17 protein-coding genes are annotated in these 17,021 nt (G+C 49.6%); 12 read left to right on the top strand and 5 right to left on the bottom strand.

All coding sequences use genetic code 11. The annotated features are described in order from the left end of the window. The first annotated feature begins 57 nt into the window (after positions 1-57). The 5 genes from NDK47_RS16580 (at position 58) to NDK47_RS16560 (ending at position 5,845) form a co-directional block, all read left to right on the top strand. The gene (locus NDK47_RS16580; protein WP_251870862.1) at positions 58-402 is read left to right on the top strand and encodes a carboxymuconolactone decarboxylase family protein; all 345 of its coding nucleotides are present in this window, start codon (positions 58-60) and stop codon (positions 400-402) included. Between the two features lie 263 nt (positions 403-665). After that, positions 666-1,553, top strand: a complete 888-nt coding sequence (locus tag NDK47_RS16575; protein ID WP_251870861.1) for a diguanylate cyclase domain-containing protein — start codon at positions 666-668, stop codon at positions 1,551-1,553. 45 nt (positions 1,554-1,598) lie between these two features. Next, positions 1,599-4,151, top strand: coding sequence for a bifunctional diguanylate cyclase/phosphodiesterase (locus NDK47_RS16570; protein ID WP_251870860.1), 2,553 nt, complete (start codon positions 1,599-1,601; stop codon positions 4,149-4,151). Positions 4,152-4,264: 113 nt separating this feature from the next. Then, positions 4,265-5,068: an ABC transporter ATP-binding protein gene (locus NDK47_RS16565; RefSeq protein WP_251870859.1), complete on the top strand. Its 804-nt coding sequence runs from the start codon at positions 4,265-4,267 to the stop codon at positions 5,066-5,068. A gap of 84 nt (positions 5,069-5,152) precedes the next feature. Continuing rightward, positions 5,153-5,845, top strand: a complete 693-nt coding sequence (locus NDK47_RS16560) for an MBL fold metallo-hydrolase (protein WP_251870858.1) — start codon at positions 5,153-5,155, stop codon at positions 5,843-5,845. An 8-nt stretch (positions 5,846-5,853) separates the two neighbouring features. On the opposite strand, the gene NDK47_RS16555 is transcribed toward NDK47_RS16560, so the two are convergent. Together NDK47_RS16555 and NDK47_RS16550 are read right to left on the bottom strand one after the other, a co-directional pair. Continuing rightward, positions 5,854-6,540: a hypothetical protein gene (locus NDK47_RS16555; RefSeq protein WP_251870857.1), complete on the bottom strand. Its 687-nt coding sequence runs from the start codon at positions 6,538-6,540 to the stop codon at positions 5,854-5,856. A gap of 76 nt (positions 6,541-6,616) precedes the next feature. Continuing rightward, entirely contained in the window at positions 6,617-8,638 is a 2,022-nt protein-coding gene (locus NDK47_RS16550) for a beta-propeller domain-containing protein (protein ID WP_251870856.1), read from the bottom strand. A 158-nt stretch (positions 8,639-8,796) separates the two neighbouring features. Between NDK47_RS16550 and NDK47_RS16545 the strand changes: the two genes are divergently transcribed. The 6 genes from NDK47_RS16545 (at position 8,797) to NDK47_RS16520 (ending at position 14,166) form a co-directional block, all read left to right on the top strand. Continuing rightward, the gene (locus NDK47_RS16545) at positions 8,797-10,326 is read left to right on the top strand and encodes a fumarate hydratase (protein WP_251870855.1); all 1,530 of its coding nucleotides are present in this window, start codon (positions 8,797-8,799) and stop codon (positions 10,324-10,326) included. A 113-nt stretch (positions 10,327-10,439) separates the two neighbouring features. After that, on the top strand, positions 10,440-10,979 hold the full coding sequence (locus NDK47_RS16540) for an RNA polymerase sigma factor (RefSeq protein WP_251870854.1): 540 nt from the start codon (positions 10,440-10,442) through the stop codon (positions 10,977-10,979). A 100-nt stretch (positions 10,980-11,079) separates the two neighbouring features. After that, entirely contained in the window at positions 11,080-12,429 is a 1,350-nt protein-coding gene (locus tag NDK47_RS16535) for a DUF4179 domain-containing protein (protein ID WP_251870853.1), read from the top strand. Positions 12,430-12,643: 214 nt separating this feature from the next. After that, positions 12,644-12,955: a LysM peptidoglycan-binding domain-containing protein gene (locus NDK47_RS16530; RefSeq protein WP_251870852.1), complete on the top strand. Its 312-nt coding sequence runs from the start codon at positions 12,644-12,646 to the stop codon at positions 12,953-12,955. A gap of 121 nt (positions 12,956-13,076) precedes the next feature. Beyond that, positions 13,077-13,871, top strand: coding sequence for a carbon-nitrogen family hydrolase (locus NDK47_RS16525; RefSeq protein WP_251870851.1), 795 nt, complete (start codon positions 13,077-13,079; stop codon positions 13,869-13,871). 106 nt (positions 13,872-13,977) lie between these two features. Further along, a complete protein-coding gene (locus NDK47_RS16520) occupies positions 13,978-14,166 on the top strand; it encodes a hypothetical protein (protein WP_251870850.1) in 189 nt (62 codons plus the stop codon). Between the two features lie 94 nt (positions 14,167-14,260). On the opposite strand, the gene NDK47_RS16515 is transcribed toward NDK47_RS16520, so the two are convergent. Both NDK47_RS16515 and yfkAB read right to left on the bottom strand, forming a co-directional pair. Then, positions 14,261-14,512 carry an alpha/beta-type small acid-soluble spore protein gene (locus tag NDK47_RS16515; RefSeq protein WP_251870849.1) on the bottom strand — a complete coding sequence of 84 codons (252 nt, stop codon included), beginning with the start codon at positions 14,510-14,512 and terminating at the stop codon, positions 14,261-14,263. A gap of 28 nt (positions 14,513-14,540) precedes the next feature. Next, positions 14,541-15,656, bottom strand: coding sequence for a radical SAM/CxCxxxxC motif protein YfkAB (gene yfkAB, locus NDK47_RS16510; protein ID WP_251870848.1), 1,116 nt, complete (start codon positions 15,654-15,656; stop codon positions 14,541-14,543). 71 nt (positions 15,657-15,727) lie between these two features. Between yfkAB and NDK47_RS16505 the strand changes: the two genes are divergently transcribed. Next, positions 15,728-16,414, top strand: coding sequence for a DUF1385 domain-containing protein (locus NDK47_RS16505; protein WP_251870847.1), 687 nt, complete (start codon positions 15,728-15,730; stop codon positions 16,412-16,414). Positions 16,415-16,446: 32 nt separating this feature from the next. Here the strand turns inward: NDK47_RS16505 and NDK47_RS16500 are convergent, their stop codons facing one another. Beyond that, the gene (locus NDK47_RS16500) at positions 16,447-16,980 is read right to left on the bottom strand and encodes a gamma carbonic anhydrase (RefSeq protein ID WP_251870846.1); all 534 of its coding nucleotides are present in this window, start codon (positions 16,978-16,980) and stop codon (positions 16,447-16,449) included. Between the last annotated feature and the right edge of the window lie 41 nt (positions 16,981-17,021).

Genomic DNA, 17,021 nt, shown 5'->3' with positions numbered 1-17,021 from the left:
GGTGATTTCCGTTTGGTGGGAAGCTAAAACCAATATTTCCACAGGAGGAGACCAGAGATGGAGCACTACTTAGCGGAACAATATCGGGAAGGACTGAGTGCCTTTGGCCAAATGATGCCAGACGCGCTTGAGGCCTATAATGATTTTACGAGCAAATGTTTTTCGGCTGGAACCTTGTCCGCCAAGCAAAAGCATTTGTCTGCATTGGCGATCGCCTTGTATGCCGGAAATGAGCACTGCATCGTGTTTCATTTGGAGGCATTATTGGCAGAAGGAGTCAGTGAGCAGGAGATCGCGGAGACGGTCGCCGTTGCGGGAGCCTTTGGCGGAGGTACGACACTCTCTCATGGTGTAATCCTGATTCAGGAAGTTATGGAGGATCAGAAACAAGAGGTTCAATAGGTCATGCCGTGACAAGATAAATGTATTTCCAAAAAGAGTGTCGTAAAGGACGGGTCTTAGGGCCTGTTTTTTTGTGGAGTCCAGAGAGAATATTCATAAAAAAGTACGAAATATTCACATATCCGTGGACAAAATCATGTCATTCCCTGTCGATATTTGGTATTTTTGTGAGGATAGGTTTTTCTCTCAGAAAAAAGGGAATAGAACAGAAAAGAGATCTAGGTCATTTGGCATTCTCTGATAAAAGAGATCAGAATGGGAGGGTGAATGAGACGGATTACCAACAGTTGGCAGCCATTGCCTTTGAGACGACACCGAATGCGCTCCTATTGACAGATGCAAAAGGAAATATCCTGCTCGTCAATCAAGCCTTCTGCGAATTGACAGGTTACGCGAAAGAAGAAATTGTTGGGAAAAATCCGCGTATCCTGAGTTCTGGTCGACATGACCCCAAGTTCTACAAGAAAATGTGGGCGGAATTGACCCAAAAAGGCAATTGGCAAGGTGAAATCTGGAATCGACGGAAAACAGGAGAGTTGTTTCTTGAGTACATTACGATTCGCAGTGTGATCGATGAAAACGGTGAGGTGCTTTTTTATTCCGCGGCTTTTATTGACTATACGGAACAGAAAAAATATCAAGAGAAGATCACCTATCACGCCTATCATGACTATCTCACAGGGTTGCCAAACCGTCTGCTGTTCCAGAAAAGAGTAGAAGAACAAATTGAACGAGCGAAAGCGGAAAATACACGGCTGGCCATCCTCTTTCTAGATCTCGACGGGTTTAAATATGTAAACGATACGTATGGACATGAAATGGGTGACCGGTTAATTCAGGCAGTTGCCAAACGACTCCATCGGCATTTTTTTGAGCATGTCACTGTTTCCCGCATGTCTGGTGATGAATTTAACATCCTGTTGCCCAATCTTATTTCCAGCGCAGAGGCAGAAGAAGCGGCTGCTGATATCGTTCGCTTGCTTCAGAAGCCCTTTTCCATAGAAGGAGTGAAGATCCAGGTATCAACCAGCATCGGTATCAGCGTTTTCCCCGAAGACGGTGAAGAATTGAAGGATTTGCTTGCCCGAGCTGATTACTCGATGTATCAAGCAAAAGGAAGAGGGCTGGAGCGGTATGGAAAATCATTATGAAAATAAGGACGCGAAGTGAGTATAGGTGGTTATCGGGGTGAAGAGATGCTGCAATTAATAAAGAAAGCGGGAGAGGTTTGGCTGGTTAATATTCAAAAAAAGACAATCTTTACCGCTTTTTTGGCGATCGCTTTGTTTCTTCTTGTGTCATTTGTTCAGATTCCCATACTTCAACGGCTGATGCCGCAAGAATTTTTTGCTTTGCATCTACTGTTGGAGTTTTTCAGCATCATGGTAGCCATATCAATTGCTTTTCAGGGGTGGCTGCTGTATTCCCTAACCATGTCCCGTCATCGCCTCCTGATCGGTGCTCTGTTTTTTGTCGTAGGTGTCCTCGATTTTTTTCATACCATGTGCTACAAGGGAATGCCTGACTTTCTCGGGGAAAGCTCGATTGAAAAGGCTACCTGGTTTTGGATTGTGTCTCGCCTGATCGGTTCCGTTTTCATTCTTTTCATTCTTTCGACCAAAGATAAGGAGATGAGTGTAAACAGAAGAAGGCAGGTTTACGGCATTTCGTTACTGTTCATCGTACTCATTTCAGTTCTGATCGGATCGAAAGCGGAGCAACTCCCGCTGCTTGTGCAGGAAGGCTCAGGACCTACCGCTCTGAAGAATGGGCTGGAATATACTGCATCGTTGTTCAACATGGCTGGAATCATTCTCTTCGGGCTGCAATACCACAGAGGCAGGAATCCGGCCATGCTCAGGCTGGCTATCGCATCCTTATACCTCATGCTGGGCGGATTCATTTTTACCATGTATCAAAGTATTTATGATGGTTACAATGCGCTGGGCCATATCTACAAATTTTTAGGATACTACAGTCTCATGAAAGGAATCTTTTTTGCCACGATTGAAGAACCCTTCCGGCGTCACCAGGAGGCTAGGCTTGCTTTGAGCAAGAGCGAAAAGCAGTTAAAAACCATCACAAATACACTGGGAGAAGGCGTTATCGTCATTGATCGAAGTGGGCGAATAACCTTTGTCAACCCGGAAGCGGAGCGACTTCTCATTTGGAAGAAGAAGGAGATTATCGGAAAGCAGATGGATGGGGTCGTCCTGTGCAAACCTCCTGATCCTTCCCACGATGACGAAGAATGCCCGATAGCCCGAGTACTTCGCACCGGCGAAAAATGTCAGGTAGAGGATGCTCTCTTTTTCCAGAAGGATGGTTCCACAATCCCGGTTGCCTATATCACCTCTCCAATCGTGGAAGAAGACAGGGTGATTGGAGCTGTCACTGCTTTTCGGGATATTACGGAAGGGAAGAGAAACAAGGAAACCATCGAAAAATTGGCATTCTACGATTATGTGACTGATTTGCCGAATCGGCTTTTGCTGCAGAAGCAGCTGGCAATCGCGATTCAGGAAGCGACCTTCCAACAGCAGTTGGGGGCTGTTCTGTTTGTAGACCTGGACCGCTTTAAAATCATCAACGATTCACTGGGTCACACGATTGGGGATAAGCTGCTAAAAAATGCGGCAGAACGGATTCGTAAATGTCTAGGCAAAGAGCACTCCGTCGCGAGATTCGGCGGGGATGAATTTGTGGTGATTCTCAAGGATTTGGATAATGTTGATACGGCCGCGAGCATCGCTTCTTCGATCATCAAGGAGCTGTATCAACCGTTTTACATCAAGGGCCACGAGTTGTTTACAACGGCCAGTGTGGGCGTTAGTTTTTTCCCCGCAGATGGAATGGACCCGTCCATGCTGATCAAAAATGCCGATGTAGCCATGTACAGTGCGAAAAAGCTGGGAGGAAACCGGTATCAATTGTACGAAGAAGAAATGAATCGGTTGACCCCGGAACGACTGGCTCTGGAAAATGCCCTGCATCACGCATTGGAGCGAAACGAACTGGAGCTGTACTACCAGCCTCAGATCGAGACCGCATCGGGCAAAATTGTCGGTATGGAGGCATTGATTCGTTGGAATCACCCAGAAAAAGGAATTGTTTCTCCGGGCGTTTTCATTCCATTGGCGGAGGAGACAGGCTTGATTATCCCCATTGGGGAGTGGGTTTTGAAAACGGCCTGCATGCAGAACAAAAAGTGGCAGGAGAATGGCGCTCCTGCCGTCCGTGTAGCGGTCAATTTGTCAGCGGCCCAGTTTTTCCAAAATGAGATCGTAGTCAAAGTAAAGGAAGTCTTAGGCAGCTCCGGCCTGTCAGCAGAATGGCTGGAGCTGGAGATTACAGAGACGATTGCCATGTACAGCGTAGAGCGGGTGACCGAGATTTTTAGGCAGTTTCATGATTTAGGGGTCCAAGTATCGATGGATGATTTCGGAACGGGCTACTCGTCACTCAGTTATCTCAAGCATTTTCCAATCAAGCGCTTAAAAATCGATCAATCCTTTATCCGGGGAATTCCTCATCGCGCAGATGACGCAGCCATTGCGACCTCTATCATTGTCATGGCACACAGCCTTGGGCTAAAGGTCCTGGGAGAAGGCGTCGAGACAGAGGAGCAGCGTCGGTTCCTCGCAGAACGCGGTTGTGATGAAATTCAGGGATATTTGTTCAGCAAGCCTTTGCCAGCGTTTGAGGCGGAAAAACTTTTGAAGGCTCAGACTATATCAGAGGGTTCGTAACACGATGCTACTGGGAGCGGGAAAAGCGTATCTTTGCTCGTGCCTTTTCATTGGTCAACGTGTATACTCGTACTAATATCATTTTTAGACCAGAGATGAGGAGTGAGGAGAGAATGGGAGAGACGTTCATCATCGACATCCGCGGTGTCTCCTGGCAGAGAGAAGAAAAGGAGATTCTTCAGCAAGTTGATTGGCAGGTAAAGCCTGGTGAGCATTGGTGCCTGGTAGGCCAAAACGGATCAGGAAAGACGAGTCTTCTCAATATGATTTGCGGGTATACCTGGCCGACCAAAGGGAGTGTTTCCGTGCTGGGTCATCGCTATGGTGAAGTCGACCTGCGTGATATGCGCAAGTCAATCGGCTGGGTAAGCTCCTCCCTGATGTCGCAGCTTCATGATAATGATACGGCCGAACAAGTTGTTCTCAGCGGCACCGAAGCGACCATCGGCCTGTATACCAGACCGACAGCCGAGCATCGGGAGAGAGCCGCCGAGCTGCTGGAGCAATTTGGCTGTGGATCACTGCGTCACTCCGCCTATCGGACACTCTCCCAGGGAGAGCGCCAAAAGGTATTGATCGCCAGAGCCTTGATGGCATCTCCTAAACTGCTGATTCTGGATGAACCTTGCACCGGGCTGGATATTTTGGCTCGCGAGCAGCTTCTGTCCATGATTACCCGGATCGCTGAACAACCGGACGGACCTACGCTGATTTACGTGACCCATCATATCGAAGAAATTCTTCCTTGTTTTTCTCACACCTTGCTCTTGAAGCGGGGACGAGTAGAGCGCGCTGGATGGACAAAGGACGTTTTGACGAAAGAAGAGCTCAGCCGCTTTTTTGAAGTACCCCTGGACATCCGGGAGGGGAGCGGGAGGTTCTGGATCAGCTTGCCGGAGAGGCAACCTGCAACGTAACACTCTTTTCTGCCACACGCTCCGCCACATTTGTGTATAATAAAGAAAGGAATATACTTTTGGAAGGAGAGGAGAGATGGGCGCTTGACGAACGTGACCGAACTCATCGCCGATTCCACGTGGGCGATCCTCACCTATGAAGAAGCGTGGCAAACCTATATCAACAGCTATGTCATTGCAAAAAACGGTGCGTATATATTGATTGACTCCCATCTTCGCAAGCACCGCCCCTACTTCCAGCAGGCGCTTGTGGAGATAGGAGTCAAATCAGAAGAAATTGCGTATGTGTATTTTACGCATCGTCATGCTGACCATATCGGCAACTCTGATTTGTTTCCTTCCAGGCATAACTGGATTCACCTCGAAGATTTCTACGAATTAGATGATTTTTCTCAAACCTTCTTCGGCCACACCTTTACCGGCTCGGGTGGAGTTCTGCCCATGCTGCAGTTCCGCCACCTTCCATTCCATACCGAGGGGTCCGTCGCTTTTTTTGATCCGGATACCAAGGTATGCTTTGTCGGTGATCACCTCCATTTTGCCAAGACACCCTGGGAAAAGCTGGTGGATTATGGAAGTCTTCAGCGGGAGGCTTGCCGGCAATTCGTAAAGCGCTGTGTCAAGGAAGAACCAAAAGTGGCTGAGGGTCTGGCCGAAGGATTGGAAATTCTCTTGGGATGGCCGATTGAGTATCTGGCGACCGGGCATGGTCCCATTCTCCAAGGGGAGATTGCTCCTTTTTTTGAGGAACTCATTTCTCTCGTTCGTAAAGCATAAAAAAAGCCTCACCCAGCTTGGGTTGAGGCTTTTGTCCATTCTTCGAGGCGCTTTTCCAGCTCTGTTCGGTTCAGACAGAGGGAAAGGCCTGATTTGGTCATCAGTTGTTGCAGATGTCCAACGGCGTGTTCATAGTTGCCCTTGGCGGCTTCAATTTCTGCGAGGCAGAAGATTTTCCACTCTCGGGTAGATCGCTTTCCGGGGATGAGGCGAAAGGCTTCAAGAGCGCTATCTATTTCCCCCAGCCTTGCGTGGGAACAGGCGATCAAACCCAGCGAGTCCGTCATTCCGTGATCGCGCTGATAGACGCGAAATGCGATATCCAGAGCTTCGGTATATTTGCCACAGGTAAAGTAGACGAATGCTAAATTGTAAAAAAGATAGTGAGCCATTGCCTGATTAAACAGGGAAGGGCGCTCTTTGCAGACGTGCAATCCCTGAACAATATACTTTTCTGCAAGCTCGTAATTGCCTGAAAGGATTTCCGATGATGATTTATCCAGCATCGCGACAATTCGTGAACGATTGCGACGATACGAAGCTTCCAGCCAACGCTTTCTTTTTTCCGGGGATTGTTTAAACAGGTTTCCCATGTACTGAAAGCGAAACGGCCAGTGCAGCCGGGAAAAAGCGACCAACAGCACAACGGCCACGCCGGAAAGCGTCGAGGTCAGATTTAGGTCAAAATAATCCAAACGGATGACACCCTCTCTTTGCTGTGTCTCCCTTTCATAGTAGCACAGAATACAGGTGGATGACAGATAGTTGCATTTATTTGGATAACCGCAGTGTTCCGCGTTCTGCCAATGTTCCCAGATCATTTGCCTTAACTTTTTCTCGTGAGAGCGTGTAAAGGGTATCTCCGATATAGACGATTCTCTCCACGTTTTTCCGGCTGTCATACCAATCATGTCCCGCTTTTTTCAGGTCATCGGGATCGAGATGGGTAATGCTGCCGCGCAAGACAAAGCCCTCCTGCTGATTCAGTTTGTATACATAGGCTCCCTGAAAAGCAAATTCGCCGTATGCATGGATGTCACGCGCTGCTTTTTGTTTAGGGGTGAGCTCATGAACGCGTACGGGAAATGCCAGCAGCTCTTTTTCTTTAGAAAAGAGAAGAGCCTTGTGGTTGCCAAGCAGCTCCGAATCCGTTCCGCGATCCCCAATGATGGTTTGAAATTTCTCTACTGGATTGCTCACATCGGATACGTCGAACAAAGCCAGCTTCATGCCTTGGTAGAAAGCCATATCCTTATCAGCGACTGCGTCTTTTCCGAAGCCGATGACATGGTTTTCATCGTAGGGGTGCAAGTAATCGCTGTAGCCTGGTATTTTGAGGGCACCCAGTATTTTAGGCGATGACGGGTCCTTGACGTCGATGACGAACAGAGGATCGACCTGCTTGAAGGTAACCATGTAGGCCCGATCACCCATAAAGCGCACAGAGTAGATCTTCTCTCCGGGGGCGATCCCTTCCAGCTTGCCGCTCAGCTTCAACTCGGAGTCAAGCACATAGAGATTGTTTTTCGAAGTGCCTTCGTCCGTGCGCCACATCTCTCCCGTGGTTGTGGCGATACGCAAGAACTTGTTGTGTTCATCGATGGAAAACTGGTTCAGCATCCGGCCTGGAACCGCTCCTTTGCCAGCATAGGCAAGCGTCCCGTTTTTCAACGCAAAGCGGAAAAGCTGTGTCTCGTATTCAGCCACTGGCAGTGATTCAGGCTTGCGGGGCAAGTGTGACGAGCTGGCTGGCTTCGCCTCTATAGCGGTATCCTGGGTAACGGCGACGTACAGGTGATCCTGGGAGGCGTAGATATTTTCGCCTGCCCCCAGATAGGTATGGACGGAAATCGCCTGTTTGGGATCATCGAGGTTGGCTCCGGCGACGATCAGATACTGGGGCTGAATCGCTTCGGGAAAATAACGGATCGTGGAATAAGGGACAGACCGATAGTCCGCGCTTTGTGCCGTGTCACGGTAGAGCGGCCCCGGAACCTCTTCTGCCTGGTTGTTGATGGCATACCAGTCCAGCCCTTTGTTGGTCACCAGATAGAGACTGGACCCGATCTTCCGGGAGGACACGTAGTAGCCGGCCGCCTCCAGTGTTCTTGTCAGGCGTGGCGTGCTTTTCTCCGAGATGTCGTAAATCAGTGCCTGAACCATCATGGGGGAGGGGATTGGTGCGAATCGTTTGCTCTTAACAGCGCTGTCGCGAACCATTTCAGGCTGGGAGTGCCCAATCACGACCAAACGCTTTTCATCTACGTAAATTTCTTGGGGAGAGAATCGCTGCTCGTCATACGTGATGCGGCTGACCAATTCCATCCGGTCGGCGGGATAAGCCCGAATAATTCGAATCTCTTCTTGCGTGGCTTGGTAGAGATAAGTGCCATCTGTCTTGACGACATCGGCCTCATCGACGCCTTGCACCTGTACATTGGTCGAAGAAAAGGAAGCTTGATCTGCGACTGTTTTCGCAGTGGTTCCGGCCTCCATCTGAGGACTGCTTGCAGCCGGGGCCATTACGGGTGCGCTCGCTTTTTCTGCGACGGCATAGCCATCCCGGATGACCTGCTTCTTTTCATACTCTTTCATCAGTTTTTTCAATTGTTGATAGGAACCGAGAACCGGTATGGGCTCCTCGCTGCTCGAAGCATCCGCCTGCTTCAGATAGACAGATGGCATCTCTTCGGCTACGACGACCGACTCTTTTTTGCCGAAAATACCTTCCGCGGCCAGGGCAGCAGCCAGAATAAGGACTCCTGACAAGAGAAAGCCGATTGCTTTTTTCATCTGTTTCCCCCTCCTTTTTCTTCCTATAAGACGGTGAGCGCATGGAAATGTTTCATGCGGGAGGGGCACATTCTGCGGACATAAATGAAGCGGGTATGATATAATGAGAGGCGGTTTAGGATCAAAGAATATACCTGGGTAAAAGGAGCGGACTTACGATGGATACATGGAAGCAAAGTATTCTGGAGCTGATTACGGAAACCTCGACAAACCTGCCTCCAGATGTGCGCCGCGCCATCAATGACGCGAAAGCAAAAGAAGATAGTGGCACGCGTGCAGCCTTGTCACTCTCTACCATTGCTCAAAATATTACAATGGCGGAAGATAAGGTTTCGCCAATCTGCCAGGATACCGGGATGCCGACCTTTGAGATCAAAACGCCAGTTGGTGTCAACCAGCTCGTGATCAAAAAAGCGATCCATGAGGCGATCGTGGAGGCAACTAAGACAGGCAAACTGCGCCCCAACTCTGTCGATTCACTGACAGGCGCCAACAGCGGTGATAATCTGGGACCAGGTACGCCGGTCATCCACTTCGAACAGTGGGAAGAAGATGAAGTTGAAATCAAGCTGATCCTCAAAGGGGGCGGCTGCGAGAATAAAAATATTCAGTACTCTCTCCCCTGTGAGCTGGAAGGCCTGGGGAAAGCGGGTCGTGACCTGGATGGAATCCGCAAGTGCATCTTGCACTCTGTGTACCAGGCTCAAGGTCAAGGCTGCTCAGCCGGATTTATCGGTGTGGGCATCGGCGGAGACCGCACTTCCGGCTATTCATTGGCCAAGCATCAACTGTTCCGTCGTGTAGATGATACTAATCCGATTTCAGAGTTGGCTGAGCTGGAAGCGTACATCATGGAGAAAGCAAACGATCTGGGGATTGGAACAATGGGCTTCGGCGGTGCTTCTACACTGCTCGGCTGCAAAATCGGTGTCGAAAACAGACTGCCAGCAAGCTTCTTCGTCTCTGTAGCGTACAACTGCTGGGCATTCCGCCGTCAAGGTGTTCGACTCAATCCAGAGACAGGCGAGATTACCCGCTACCTTTACAAAGATGAGCCGGTCGCAATGAACCTGGATGCGGCCTCCGAACAGCCTGCAGCAGAACGCCGCGAAGTCGTTTTGCAAGCTCCGATCACCGAGGAGCAAATCCGCAGCCTCAAAGTAGGCGATGTGGTGATCATTAACGGCATGATGCACACCGGACGCGATGCGTTGCACAAATACCTGATGGATCACGATTGCCCGGTTGACCTTCAGGGTGGGGTTATCTACCACTGCGGACCGGTCATGCTGAAAGACGAGCAGGGCGAGTGGCATGTGAAAGCGGCTGGACCAACCACCTCCATTCGCGAGGAGCCATACCAAGGCGATATTATCAAGAAATTTGGCATTCGCGCGGTGATTGGCAAGGGCGGAATGGGTGCGAAAACCCTCAAAGCGCTGGGTGAGCATGGTGCAGTCTACCTCAATGCCATCGGCGGTGCAGCGCAGTACTATGCAGATTGTATCGAAAAGGTGGAAGGTGTCGACTTTATGGAATTCGGTATTCCGGAAGCCATGTGGCATCTTCGCGTCAACGGCTTTGCTGCAATCGTAACCATGGATGCTCACGGCAACAGCTTGCACGCTGATGTGGAAAAGAGCTCGATGGAAAAACTGGCGCAATTTGCTGAGCCTGTTTTTAAATAAATTCCGAACGTTTCAGAGAAAAAAAGTCATCAGTGATTTTTAGCTGATGGCTTTTTTGGTGTTCTCGGGAACCGATTGGCAGTCAATGGCATCATACAGACAAATGCAAGGAGGTGGGGGTTCTGTATGGTCAACAATTAGACGAGTGGGTAGAACAATACACAAACCGACTCGTACGACTTGCCTATACGTATGAGCGATGCTGGCAAACAGCAGAGGATCGCGTACAGGATGCATTTGTAAAAGCGTATAAACAGCAGCATCAGCTTCGAAACCAGGTTGACGCCTTCCCCTGGTTGGCCAGAATCGTGATCAATGAATGCAAAATGTCTTGGAGGAGATCGTGGCGGGAGGTCGTGATGGAATGGCTTCCGGATAACCGGCAGCTAGTCAGTGCGGAGGATGAACTCATGGGCAAGCTGGAATCAGCAGAGATTTATCAGCACGTCCTTGAGCTGCCTGAACCTTTTCGCACCGCGATCATCCTCTTCTACTTTGAAGATCTGTCAGTCGATGAGATCAGTAGCATCCTGGATGTCAGCCAAGGCACGGTAAAATCAAGGCTGGCCCGAGGGCGGGACCGCCTGTACCGGGTGATGAGAGAGGAGGGTGTCCATGGAAGACAAGTTGAAAAATGCAAAACGACAGTATGAGATGCACCAGGTAGACATGGAGGCCTTCAAGAAAAATTTGTTCCAGAAAATAGATGAGAGTGAAAGGGAGGGACTGTCCCGCAAGAGGGATGGGTGGTCTTTGAAAAAAATAGCACTCGTAACAGCGGCTGTTTTGGGTATTGGTTTTTCGGTAAGCGTCGCCGTTTCACCAACTTTGGCCAATTACGTATCGTCGTTCTTTAACAAAGATTTAGACAAGGGTGTCCAAGATGCGGTAGACATGGGGTATGCCAAAGAGGCCGAAGCAAGTGCGACTGATCAGGGTATTATCATCAAAGTGGCGGATGTAATGGCTGATCCGGCTCGCATAATCGTGTCCTTTCAGCTTGAAGATACAAATGGTAAAAAATGGTCACAGCATATACTCAATCACAAGGAAAATAAAATATATGTCACCGATGAAGATGGGAATGTCGTTGCTGATCGCATCAGCTACTTTTTGCGCAATGATGACTACGGGTACTACCAGCTTATGCTCGCCGAAGATACACCGAAGCAGCTGAAACTTCACTTGGAAGTAAAGAAGCTGGAAACGAGAGTAGAAGAGGCAGCAAACGAGTTTATGGACGGTAACTGGAATATAACTGTACCAATCGATATGGAAAAAAGCATGGCCGCTTCCAAAACAGTCCCGCTCAGCAAAACAATCACAACCACTCCAGGCTTGACAATAATAGCCAAATCAATTGCGTACACACCAAGTGCGGCTCGATTGACTTTGGAAACAACATGGTCAGAGGAAGCCCAAAAACGCATTGACGGTTTTGCCAAACAGCTTAACGCGACCGAACAGGACTTGAAAACGCTGAAAGCATATGAATTGAATTACCGGATCATGGATAACGCAGGAAATGAAATCGTCTCTACCTCACGCAGATCAACACAGGAACAGAGCCCTCTCTATGAATCTATCAGAAAAGTAACGGAAAATGGCATAGAGAAGGACGTATATGACATCGTATTTATTCCATCCAAGCAGCAGGGAGAAATGACGTTCGAGCTTGATGGTATTACTTTGCAGGAGCCATCTCAATTAGCCATTCCAATCGAGGCAAATGCACTGGCAAAGGCTCCAGTCGTAGAGGAGCGGGAAGGGCTGCGTGTAACGATTAAGAGTATGTCTATGGAGCAGGAGCCGGAATCTGAAAAAATGATGCCTGCTTTACGCGTGCAGGAGGAATATAAAGATTATCCCCTTCGTGAATGGTATCTGACGGATGATCAGAATCGGTCGTACCCACTGAAAAGTGTTCCTGTGCCATGCAAGGTCACATCAGATTCAACTGGTGATACGCTGACCGTCTGCGAAAGAACTTTGTTTGCCAAAGGCATGGATCAGCTACCGAAAAAGGCTAAACTTCAGTTGAGGTTGGAAGCGAAAAGCTACGAAACTTTAGATTGGCAACTGGCATTGCCCCTTGAAAAGTAGAACGAGTAACATCGCTTGTAAGCCCATCTTCACCCGAGCCTCTATCGCTCGGGTGTTTTTGCTTGGGGAGGGCTTACTTATACCCAGTGAGCTGGTCACGGCAAATGACATGGGTGATTGACTATTCTTTTCAAAATAGGTATTGGTTTATTTCGCGTCAAGGCGGGCGGGCATAGGTTAATAACGAATCCAAAACAATAAAGGAGTGGTTTACGTGAATTACGTAGTCCAACCCGGGGATACATTAAACGCGATTGCCGCCCGTTTTGGCGTGCCAGTACAGGAACTGATCCGTGTCAACAATATTCCGGCCCCTTACTACATCTACATTGGCCAAACGATCTTTGTCCCTACAAGACCTCCAGGTCAGCCGCTGCCCCCAAGCACCGATGTAGACCGACGGCTTCGCCGGCTTGAGGATCGGATGAATCGGGCTGAACAAAGCATTCGCGACCTGGACCGCCGTGCAGATCGTTTGGAACAGCGGGTGACCAGACTGGAGTCCCGTCCGCGTCCACGCACGTAATAAGGACGGCGTATGCCCGGGGAGTCCTCGGGCTTTTCTTTTCAATTTCTGTGGACAATAATGCTTGAACTCCCAAAGGGAGGAAGCTACGATAAAGAGAATGATGACAGGGGGGAAACAAATGAAGTGGAATGTTGCCTTGCTGCAGATGGACGTCGCATTTGGACAACCGGGGAAAAATGTAGAAACCGTGCAAAGAATGGTCCGTCAATTGTCGGAATCGGGTGAAAAAACCGACGTCATTCTCTTGCCGGAACTATGGGATACAGGGTATGATTTGGACCGCCTCAGCGAAATTGCCGATCAAAACGGGGAGCGAGCAACAGCCTTGTTTAAAGAGATGGCAAGTCAACTGAATGCTCACGTGATCGGAGGCTCTGTGGCAGACCAGAGGGAGGGGTGTTCATTTAATACGACGTATGTGGTTGATCGCCAGGGAACGGTGGCAGGTACATATTCAAAAGCTCATTTGTTTCGCCTGATGCAGGAAGAAAAACACTTTGCAGCGGGCGACAGCCCGGGCTTGTACTTACTGGAAAATCAGATAGTTGCAAGCGTGATCTGCTATGATATCCGGTTCCCGGAGTGGGTCAGGCTGCATGCACTGGAGGGAGCCCGTGTCTTGTTTGTCAGTGCCCAGTGGCCCCATCCCCGCCTTAACCATTGGCGACAGCTTTTGATTTCCCGTGCGATTGAAAATCAGATGTATGTCGTCGCTTGCAACTGTGTAGGAGAGGGAGGAGGCAGTACGTTTTGCGGGCATTCCATGGTGGTCAATCCGTGGGGCGAAATCCTGGCGGAAGGAATGCAGCAGGAAGAGATCATTCGTGCAGAAATCGACCTTTCCCTGGTAGATGAAGTACGCAAACGCATACCTGTTACGGTTGACCGTCGTCCTGACCTATACCGGCTGTAAGTGTGAGCGGCTACCTCAAAATTGGGCGTAAAGACTGGAATTTCTGATGTCCCTCTGCCGCCCGCGGCGCATACCGTGGTAGGAGAGAAACAGAGGAGGTGCGCTCATGCCACGGCTGAATGGAAAAAACATTCGCCATCACTTTGACGGCGTCTACGGCAAGGTCGTACAAGTGCGGGAACTGGTCGAGGTCCTGGATACGATGTTTGATTCGTTTCATAAAGTGAACAACATCAGCCGCTCGATGGTTGCGCCATTCAAGGCGACCATCAAGAAACTGGAGAGACTCCGGTAAGCAGGGAAAATCTGCTAAAGAAGAGGGGAAAAGTGAAGGAACCGCAACTGGCTGCAGAAGCGGTTCTTCTTTGCGTACATAAATACGACTCTATTTACGTTTTCGGCAGCTTCTCCATGGCCATGCGAACAAGCTCCTTTACCATATGACCCCCCAGCTTGCCGCCAATACGGCCTGCATCATGGGAAGTGAGCTGTCCATTATACCCTTTTTGCAGGGGCACCAATAACTCGCTGGCTACTTCGTATTTTGCCTGCTCAGGCTGCTGCACGCCGGCCACCTTTGCTTTTAACTGATCGAGGCCTGCTTGTGCCTGCGGCACGAGAGGCCGCCTGCGTCTGCTCATGCGCATCACCTCACAGCTAGTGTGCCCATTAGACCAGCGCTTTTCTCTTCGTAAAATCCTCAGCAGGGTAGTAGGTGTTGGCAACAAGCAGATTGGGCCCTGCACATGATGCAGCCGGACAATAGCAATTGATTCTTTGATTAATCGGATGTTCCTGCCACCGTGCAAACATCTGGTCCAGTCGAGCTGTCCGAATATTGCCCAGGGGTTCGACATCACCGAAGTCGGTCACGATCACGTCACCTGTAAAGATATTGACATTGAGTCGGTTTCTTCCGTCCGGGTCATTGCGAACCGTGACATTTTTGGCTGAACGCAATCGCCCAATCAGCTCACGGTCTGCTGAAAGCGGACTGCATGCAAAAAACGGCAGGGTGCCAAAGAGCATCCACAGCTCTTCGTTTCGCACCTGCAACAAGCGATCTACAGACTGACGTAATTCTTCTAAAGAAAGCACCTCAAGGTCGCGTGCAAAATCGCTGGCATACATCGGATGGACTTCATGACGGCGACAACCCATTTGCTGAATTTGCTCATGAAGAACTTCCAATTTTTGTGACGTGCGTTTGTTTAGCATCGTTTCCGCAGACACAAAAACACCCGCTTGTGCAAGCTGACGAGCATTGTCCCACATGGTTTGGAATTGCTGCTCAGCCTGTTTTAAAGAAACCGTTTGCCTGCTATTTGCGTATACAATGGTACGGAACTCATCGGGCGATGACCAGTTCCAAGACATGTGCATCACATCCATGTAAGGAAGAACGTGTTCGTACCTGGAAAAGGGCATGGTCAGGTTGGAGTTGATCTGGGTTCGCAGTCCTCTTTCGGCAGCGTAGCGGAGCAGCGGCAGGATCATTTCCTTTACAGTTCGTTCACTGTACATTGGTTCGCCGCCTGTTATACTGATGGTAGCCAGCTCGGGAGCTTCGTCCAGTCGACGCAAAATCATCTCGACGGGCAGCGCCGGGTCATCTTTAAACCGAAGGGTGTCACCAACCGCACAGTGCTCACAGCGGAGGTTGCACAGGTTGGTAACGGTAAATTCGACACTAGTCAGCTTGTATGCAGGCGGAGTCGCATGAAACAGCGGCTCCCACGGGTCGTGGTTTGGTGTCAGTGGCGTAGTTGGTACCATACGGATCATGAATGACCCCTCCTTCATTCTGCGTACATCCTATTCATTATACTGATGATGCACCGGAAGGAGAATAGAGAATGATCATGGGCATGTCTTTTTCGCGCGGGGTCTTGTTTCACGACCGCAATGTTTTGGCTTGCGCCGAAGTAAAGAACGGCGTCATCGAAGTCTGGTCGGAGAAGATTACCCTTCGGACCATCGGAAAGCTCTGGGTGCGGGTATTTTTTTCATTTCCCTGGTATTATCAATTGCTGCATCTGCTCATGCTGCTCTATGTGATCGCATCCGCCATATTCCCGGAGATCGAGGTGCTTGACCCTTGGTGGATTGCGGTATATGCAGCCGGGTTTCACTTTGTTTTTCCCCGGGAATTGAAAAAGTTTCACGGAGCCGAGCATAAGGTGTTTAGCCATATGGGAGAAAAGAAGCTGGAAGCGTGGGAGGAGATCGCACGAGCCGATATCGTAAATGAGGGCTGCTCAACCAATCTGGTCGTCTGGTTTTTCACTGGATTTCTGCTTGTCCTTCCCTTTGCGCCCCTGGTATACAGCGTTGGTGCCGGTTTTGCAGGGATTTTGATCGCGATGGCGGGGGATAAGTGGCTCAGAAAATACTGTCGGTTGCTTTATCGGGTTTCCCGATTTTTACAGCGCTATTCGACGACACGAGAGCCCAATCGCATCCATTTGGAAACGGCGATCCGCTCGTACCGTCAATTTGAATACCTGCGAAAAAAGGAAGCGGCGGCAAGTCATGCTGCTTAAATGTGTGAAAAATAAAGACCGCTCTCCGGCAGTCAAGATCTGGAGAGCGGTTCTTCTTCCAATTTACGGTAAATCTTGCCCTTGTCTACATAAGACTGGCGAATACGGCGAAACTCTTTGAAATCGTCTTCGGTCAGCTCCCGTTTTACTTTGGCGGGAGAACCTATGACCAGCGTACGAGGCGGAACCTTCATTCCGGGCGGGACCAGTGCTCCGGCGCCAACCATAGCTTCTTCGCCAATCTCAGCTCCGTCCAGGATAATCGATCCCATCCCGATCAAAGCACCACGTCTGATCACGCAACTGTGCAAAACGACATTGTGCCCGATGGTGACTTCGTCTTCCAGAATCAGCGGTTTCCCCGGGCTTTGATGCAGGGTGCTGTTGTCCTGGACACTTACGCGGCGGCCAATCACGGTAGGGGCGATATCTCCACGAATCACGGTATTGTACCAGATAGATGTATCCTCTCCAATCGTCACATCGCCGGAAATGACAGACCCTTTGGCCAGAAAAACCGATTCATGTATGCGGGGGACATGATTTTCAAATGGCAATAGCAGCATATAGATCCCTCCAAGCAGTAGATGTACAATGTAAAAGAACA

This window comes from Brevibacillus ruminantium, assembly GCF_023746555.1.
GTDB classification, from domain to species: Bacteria; Bacillota; Bacilli; order Brevibacillales; family Brevibacillaceae; genus Brevibacillus; species Brevibacillus ruminantium.
This window is presented reverse-complemented; position numbering and strand designations above follow the sequence as displayed.